This window comes from uncultured Bradyrhizobium sp., assembly GCF_964252615.1.
In the GTDB taxonomy this organism is placed as follows: Bacteria; Pseudomonadota; Alphaproteobacteria; order Rhizobiales; family Xanthobacteraceae; genus Bradyrhizobium.
This window is the reverse complement of the sequence record NZ_CAXUNQ010000052.1, coordinates 25957-32411: the sequence shown is the minus strand read 5'-3', so window position 1 is coordinate 32411 and position 6455 is coordinate 25957. Positions and strand designations below refer to the sequence as shown.

The window sequence follows — 6455 nt, the reverse complement described above, 5'->3', positions numbered from 1 at the left end:
CTGCAAGGAACCGGGGTCCCGGTTCTGCGAAGCGGCATGAAGAATGCCGCATCGCGCCCGGGACACGGGTTGATCGTCTACGTCATGCCCGGTACAAGGCCGGGCAGCGGTTCTACGTCATGGCCGGGCTCGTCCCGGCCATCCACGTCTTGCTCAGAAAGAAAGACGTGGATGCCCGGCACAAGGCCGAGCATGACGGCGAGATGTGTCATCCAGCAGGACTTGTCCCGGCCAGCCACGTCTTTGCTTCTCACGACGCTCAAAACGTGGATGCCCGGGACGAGCCCGGGCATGACGCAGTAACGGTGATACGGCGAGTCTGGCGAACTCACGCCCCGTTGAGGAACTGCAGCGGATCGACCGGCGACGAGCCTTTCCGGATCTCGAAGTGGAGCTGCGGCGAGCCCACCTCGCCGGACTGGCCTGACTTGGCGATGATCTGGCCGCGCTTGATGGTCTCGCCGCGCTTCACCATCAGTTCGCTGGCATGGGCATAGGCGGTGACATATCCGTTGGAGTGCCGAACCAGGACCAGGTTGCCGTAACCCTTGAGCTCGTTTCCGGAATACGCGACCACGCCGTCTTCGGCGGCCTTGACCGGCGTTCCTTCGGGTACCGCGACGTTGATGCCGTCATTGGATTTGCCGTTGGTCTTGGCGCCATAGCCGGTGACGACGCGACCGCGCACCGGCCAGCGGAATGTCGGCAGCGCGCCGGTGGCTTCGGCCGTCTTGACCGGAGCCTCGGTGACGGCAGCCGCGGCTTCAGGCGTGGTAGTCGCCTGGGCAAGCCGCGCTTTTTCCTTTGGCGCAGGTTCAGTCGCAACAGCCGCTATCTTCGTGGCCGGCGCCGCTACCGCGACGGGTTGTGCGGCGGCAACCTGCGCGGGCTGCGTCGCGACCGGCGCCGCGGCTGACTTGGCGCCGGGCACGTTGATCTTCTGACCGAGTTTCAATTTGGAATTCGCGTCGAGGCCGTTGGCCTTCGCCAATTCCGCGGCGGGCACATGGTTGCGGTGCGCGATGCTCATCAGCGTATCGCCGCGATTGACGACATGTACGCTCGGCGGCGCGCTTACCGGGGCTGCGGCAACGGCAGGCTTCGGCGGCGCAGCGGGCGCAGGCGCTGCGGCGGCCGCCGCATGCGGAATGATCAGTTGCTGTCCGGGCTGCAGCGCGCGCGGCCCTTTGTAGCCGTTGGCCTGCAGGATCGCCGCCGCAGGGACGTTGTAGCGGCGCGACAAGGTCTCGAGCGTATCGCTGGTGCCGACGATGATGGCGGTACCGGCCTGGCGGCCGGGAGCGTGGGTTGCGGCGATCGAACGCGGCGCAACGGTGCCGGTGGTTTCGATCGGCGCCCGCGTCGGCGGCGAATAGGAAGCGATCCCGCGTCCTCCTCCGGAAACGCCGTCATGGGCGGCCGGGTAGGACTGCGGTGCTGCGATCGGCGGCGGCAAGGCCGAGGACTGATATTGCGGCTGCGGGCGCGCATATTGCGGCAGTTCGCGGCGCTCGACCTGGGGTTGGGGCTGGGGCGCGGCCACGGTGCCGGTGGTTTCCGGTTGCGCGGTAAAGGGATTGGAGAAGGAGTTTTGCGACAGGCGGGTCTGCATGTCGGCGCTGCAGCCGGCGAAACCAAAGGACATCAGCGCCAACACCGCGACTTGCGGGGTGCGGCGCGAGCGAAGCAACTCGACGACACGGGACATGGTTACTCACTCATACGCAACAAAAATACCTGAATTGAGTAAACACCTTCCCAGTAAACAACCCTTTAAGGTTACTTCCTCCTCTCCGTCCCATCCCCCGCGCATGACGGCGAGATGTGTGCATCCAGTAGGGCTTGACCCGGCAATCCATCCTCTTCGAAACGACTATTCCGAAGATCGAGGATACGCGGGTCAAGCCCGCGTATGACGAGGTGTGTGCATCCAGCAGGGTCGAGCCCGGCCGTGACGCCCTCGGCCTACAGCTCCCGCGCAATACCGGGAAGCGCAGGCACGAAGCGCACGTCAACCAGCGCCTTGCGCTCCAGGCCTGTATTAGTCCGGACGATGCGGATCAGGGTCTGGGTGCCATTGTGCGGACCGACCGGCGCGATCAGGATGCCGCCGGGTTCAAGCCGGCCGGTCAGGGCATGCGGTATTTCCACCATTGCGGCGGTGACGATGACGCGGTCGAAATCGCCGGCCCCGGCCGGGATGTCAAACCCGTCACCCAGCATGACTTCGACATTGTCGCAGTGCAGCTCGGCAAGCCGCTTGCGGGCGCTGTCGGCCAGGGTGCGGAAGCGTTCGATGGTCAAAACCTTGCCGCAGAGTTTTGAAAGGATCGCCGCCTGATAGCCGGAACCGGTGCCGATTTCGAGGACGCGATGCTCGGGCCGCACCTGCAATTGCTCGGTCATGTAAGCGACGACGAACGGCTGGCTGATGGTTTGACCGCAGGCGATGCCGAGCGCGGCGTCGCAATAGGCGTCCTTGCGATCCGCAGGCGCGACGAAGACGTCGCGCGGCACCACCTCCATGGCGTGCAGCACCCCTTGGTCGCTGATCCCGCGCCGTCGCAAGTTGAGCTGGAACATCATTTTTTCAGGCGGCGGCTTGTCGAATGCGGGCATGGCGATCTCGTGAAGGTTGCGAAGCTAACGCCTGCATGCGTTAATGCAACACGGCGGCGGTCGAGCGGACGATTTGGTTCCATTGATGGAACCGACGTTTGGTGGTAGCGTGCCTGACGCAATGTCCGGAAATCTCCTTGGAAAGGCGTCGCAATGGATGCGACGCAGGCGCTGCGGTGCGACGATCGCCCGCGCAGACGGAACACGTTGACATTGCGTTGAAGCGCGTTATTTGCAAACTTGCACGTGGGACATTCTGAGAACTTCGGACTGGGCGCAAGGAACTCCAACATGACCGCATCGCAGCCGCTGGGCGGCTCAGTGTTCCTCGTCGAAGACGAAGTCATGATCAGGATGATGGTGGCGGACATGCTGGACGAACTCGGTTACAGCGTGGCCGCCGAAGCCGGCGACATCAACGAGGCGATCAAGCTTGCGCAATCGACCGAATTCGATATCGCCATCCTTGACGTCAACGTCAACGGCAAGGTGATTTCCCCGGTCGCCGAACTGATCAAGGCCCGCAACCGCCCGTTCATTTTCGCCACCGGCTACGGCTCCCAGGGCCTGCCGGAAGAATATCGCGACCGGCCGGCACTGCAAAAGCCGTTTCAGATCGAGACGCTCGGCAGGATCCTCGAAAGCGCGCTCAAGGGCGCGACGGTTTAGGCGGTCAAATCGCCCGACCTGATGAGCACCGCATTGCTGCTGCGCCCTTGGTGTCGATCCGGCCGAGTTCCGAAGCGGGCAATCAGGCCGGCACCCTCACTGGCTGGCTTGCGTTTTCAGGCTGTCTACCGTCAACGCTTTGCCGGGGACGATAAAGACGAAATATCCGATGGCGGAGAGGCCGGCGAGCGCCCCCATCGCTATCTGATACGCAGCTTCAATCCCTTTCGATGGGGACACCCATGAAACCACAGAACCGAAGCTCCATTGCCAGAGGAAAACTCCGATAAAGAGAAGGAGGTTGAAGAATGCGATGGCGCGCCCCGCCTCGGACGGCTGTGAACGCTGCCCGACAAGTGGATGTGTGACGGAGAGCGGCCAAGCTGAAATGCAGTAGAGCGCGAACATATACCAATCGGCACGCGGACCCATTAAAGCGATGAACATCAAAAGAGCGACACTCAGCGGCGTCCACCTCCGCAACAGGACTTCGCCGTCTCGCGCAGATTTGTTGAACTTCGGGGACAGGTAGCCCATGAACAAGAAGGTGATGAGCATGATGACGTTGATGTAGAGCAGTTTCAGCGATGCCCCCCGAGTATCTTCACCTCGCAATTGTGTTAGCCATGGACCGATCCATAATGTCTGGACTGCGACCAGGATCGCGTAATTGAAAAAGCCGAGTGCGCCGAGTTTCCACGTGTATCCTGTCCGGACGATCGTCAAATACCCCCTGACAAAGTGCTGCAGAGCCTGCGTTCCCACAGACTGATGTCTCGGTGCTTTTGATGCGACAAGGAATGCCACGGCTGCGAACAGAAAACCCAACGCGATAAAAAGCGACGGCCACCCAAAGCCTGTCGCGATGCTTTCAGACGGCAGCGTACCCAGCACAAGACCGAGTGCGCCAGCCATGAGCATCCACGAATTGAGGCGCTGCTGTTGCGCCGGCGTCATCCATAGACGGGCGGCAGTCAATGGAGCAATGAGACAGGCGCTGACACCGACGCCGCTCAGAAGTCGGGCGCCGAACAGCCCGGCATACGACCCGGCCGCAGCGAACATGAAACATGATAGCGCCGCAATACCCAGCGAAGCGACCAGGACGGCACGAACTCCGAACCGATCTAGCAGAACTCCCATCGGGAGCTGCATGATCGCGAACGATGCAAAATACGAACCGGCGAGCAGGCCAAGTTCGGCCGCTGAAATGGCGAATTGTGCAGTGAACATCGGCGCTAGGGCAGCGGTCACGCCGCGAAGCTGCGATGACAGCAAATAGCCTGCTGCGAAGATCACCAGGACGAAAATGCCCAGGTGATCTTTATTTGCACCTGCGTGGTTCAGCTCCATACAGTCAACGGTTCCTTGTCACCTCTGTAACCGAGAAACCCTGATATCGTCAGACGATCAATGCCCTCGCCGGGCAGCACCGCGTGGAGCTTCCGCGCATTGAAAAAGATCAGATCCCCGTTTTCAGGTTTCGTCGTATAATCACATGGTCCAAGTTGGTCGAGCGGGATAGCATAGTCGTCGCCCCGCTGCTCGAGGAATTCGGCATCGGAAATCTCGTGATTCCACATGCCGAGTTCGCCGCCCTTCGCGGGGACATCAATGTAGATATTGACGCCGAATTGACTGATCAGCGAGTTCGCTTCGGGCGTATCGGGAGCGTGTCGCGCGAACATGTCGTGATGGGCCTTAAGGGGAATGCCCGGCTTCATGCATCGCGAAAGGCCAACAAACATCTTCTTGCCGTAGAGCGTCTGCAGCGTGCATCCACCATTCCAGACCTCGTCGATGACACACCGAAACGTGTCCATCGGACAAGGATAGGGAGCGCAGGCCGAGCGCAGCCGATTGATGTTGTCTATCGCCGTTGCAAAGTAGTGATCGATGATCTCCTTGGTCTTGGCGGTCTCAAAATAGGACATGCCGATACGACCGACCTTCGGAGCGTTGAGATAATCATTGTAGCCGGTAGATTTCAATCCCTTGGAGATCTGCTTGCACGCATTATCATCGATAAAGCGAGGTATGCGAAGCACCTGAATTTCATTCCGGATCAATGCGACCAAGTCTTCGAGTGCAAGCGTGGAAGAAACGCGAACTGGGTTGGTGGCGAATGCGGTTGCCGTGCGGGGATGGGCAATATTCATGGTATCAACTCCAGTAGGTGAGCGGCACGGTATCACCGCGAAATCCGATGAAAAAAGAGACTGCCGTACGCGACATGCCGCGTGGCGGGGCGACAGCGTGTATCTTCCGAGAATCGAAAATTAGCAGATCGCCGAGGCCAGGTTTTACGACGACATCAGGCGGTGGCAGATCGTCAATGGCGATGCCGTACTCGCCTTGACGCTTTTCGTCGAACTCTTCGGTGGTCATGTTGCGATGCCACATGAGAAGTTCACCGCCAACGTCGGGGACCTGGAAATAAATATTGCCGGCGAATTGCGCAATCAGCGACTCCGCCTCTTCGATCCCCGGCGCATCTTCCGAGAATATGTCGTGATGCGCCAGAAATGTCGTATTCGGCTCGACCATTCGCGAAAGACCGACGAACATCTTACGGCCGAACATCGTCTGGAGGTTGGCGCCAGCGGGCCAAATCTCGTCGAGAAGGCAGCGGAGGGTGTCCAGCGGCGACCCGAACGGCTCGCACGCCTTCCGGAAATCGTTCTGATGTTCCCGCGCCACCACGAAGTACTTGTCGATAAGCTCGGGCTTGAGCTCGGTCTCGTAGAAGGCCATCCCGATCTTACGGACTTGCGAAACGTTGATGTAGGGTTGGAAGCCGAGCGTCGTCTGCCCTTTGGTAATCAAATCGCAGGAGACGGAACTGGCGAAAGACCTGACGCGTATAACGCGAAGATCCCCTTGAGCTAGAGCCTTGAGATGATCGCTTTTCAAACCGTATTTGTCGGTCTCGACGACATAGCTTGCGCTGCAGTCTTGCTGACGGTCCCGAAAACTCTCGGTTTTATCTAACGATGCGATTGCCATTTTTCCCTCTAGAACCGTTTTTCGTGAGAATTCGGCCTAACGGCACCGGACAAAACGAACACCAAAAAGGTTGTCCTCTGTCCGGCCAAGTCAGGTTTGATTGCAGCTTGCCTTGTGCAACCCATAGTCTATTGAATTTGCCTTGCGCAACCCGTAGCTTA

General features: G+C 59.9%; 7 protein-coding genes. 1 reads left to right on the top strand and 6 read right to left on the bottom strand.

Translation table 11 applies throughout. From position 1 onward, the window contains the following. Positions 1–77 precede the first annotated feature (77 nt). The 3 genes from ACFE72_RS20445 to ACFE72_RS20435 all read right to left on the bottom strand — a co-directional run bounded on the left by ACFE72_RS20445 (position 78) and on the right by ACFE72_RS20435 (position 2619). Positions 78–212 carry a hypothetical protein gene (locus ACFE72_RS20445; protein ID WP_375414945.1) on the bottom strand — a complete coding sequence of 45 codons (135 nt, stop codon included), beginning with the start codon at positions 210–212 and terminating at the stop codon, positions 78–80. A 116-nt stretch (positions 213–328) separates the two neighbouring features. Next, positions 329–1708 (bottom strand): peptidoglycan DD-metalloendopeptidase family protein, encoded by a 1380-nt coding sequence (locus ACFE72_RS20440; protein WP_375414944.1) that lies wholly within the window; start codon positions 1706–1708, stop codon positions 329–331. Positions 1709–1965: 257 nt separating this feature from the next. Further along, a complete protein-coding gene (locus tag ACFE72_RS20435; protein WP_375414943.1) occupies positions 1966–2619 on the bottom strand; it encodes a protein-L-isoaspartate(D-aspartate) O-methyltransferase in 654 nt (217 codons plus the stop codon). 291 nt (positions 2620–2910) lie between these two features. Here ACFE72_RS20435 and ACFE72_RS20430 point away from each other — a divergent pair, with 291 nt between their 5' ends. Next, a complete protein-coding gene (locus ACFE72_RS20430; RefSeq protein ID WP_375414942.1) occupies positions 2911–3288 on the top strand; it encodes a response regulator in 378 nt (125 codons plus the stop codon). A 96-nt stretch (positions 3289–3384) separates the two neighbouring features. Here ACFE72_RS20430 and ACFE72_RS20425 read toward each other — a convergent pair whose 3' ends face one another. From ACFE72_RS20425 to ACFE72_RS20415, 3 genes are read right to left on the bottom strand one after another with little or no spacing between them, the layout of a single operon-like run. Then, on the bottom strand, positions 3385–4641 hold the full coding sequence (locus ACFE72_RS20425; RefSeq protein WP_375414941.1) for an MFS transporter: 1257 nt from the start codon (positions 4639–4641) through the stop codon (positions 3385–3387). Continuing rightward, positions 4632–5447, bottom strand: coding sequence for a 2OG-Fe(II) oxygenase (locus tag ACFE72_RS20420; RefSeq protein WP_375414940.1), 816 nt, complete (start codon positions 5445–5447; stop codon positions 4632–4634). The genes ACFE72_RS20425 and ACFE72_RS20420 overlap by 10 nt, the downstream gene beginning before the upstream one ends. A gap of 4 nt (positions 5448–5451) precedes the next feature. Next, positions 5452–6294 carry a 2OG-Fe(II) oxygenase gene (locus ACFE72_RS20415; protein WP_375414939.1) on the bottom strand — a complete coding sequence of 281 codons (843 nt, stop codon included), beginning with the start codon at positions 6292–6294 and terminating at the stop codon, positions 5452–5454. Between the last annotated feature and the right edge of the window lie 161 nt (positions 6295–6455).

Excerpts from the sequence above, each read along its gene's own strand:
- ACFE72_RS20425 (WP_375414941.1), bottom strand. The coding sequence starts at position 4,641 with ATGGAGCTGAACCACGCAGGTGCAAATAAAGATCACCTGGGCATTTTC.
- ACFE72_RS20440 (WP_375414944.1), bottom strand. The coding sequence starts at position 1,708 with ATGTCCCGTGTCGTCGAGTTGCTTCGCTCGCGCCGCACCCCGCAAGTC.
- ACFE72_RS20445 (WP_375414945.1), bottom strand. The coding sequence starts at position 212 with ATGACACATCTCGCCGTCATGCTCGGCCTTGTGCCGGGCATCCACGTC.
- ACFE72_RS20430 (WP_375414942.1), top strand. The coding sequence starts at position 2,911 with ATGACCGCATCGCAGCCGCTGGGCGGCTCAGTGTTCCTCGTCGAAGAC.
- ACFE72_RS20420 (WP_375414940.1), bottom strand. The coding sequence starts at position 5,447 with ATGAATATTGCCCATCCCCGCACGGCAACCGCATTCGCCACCAACCCA.
- ACFE72_RS20415 (WP_375414939.1), bottom strand. The coding sequence starts at position 6,294 with ATGGCAATCGCATCGTTAGATAAAACCGAGAGTTTTCGGGACCGTCAG.
- ACFE72_RS20435 (WP_375414943.1), bottom strand. The coding sequence starts at position 2,619 with ATGCCCGCATTCGACAAGCCGCCGCCTGAAAAAATGATGTTCCAGCTC.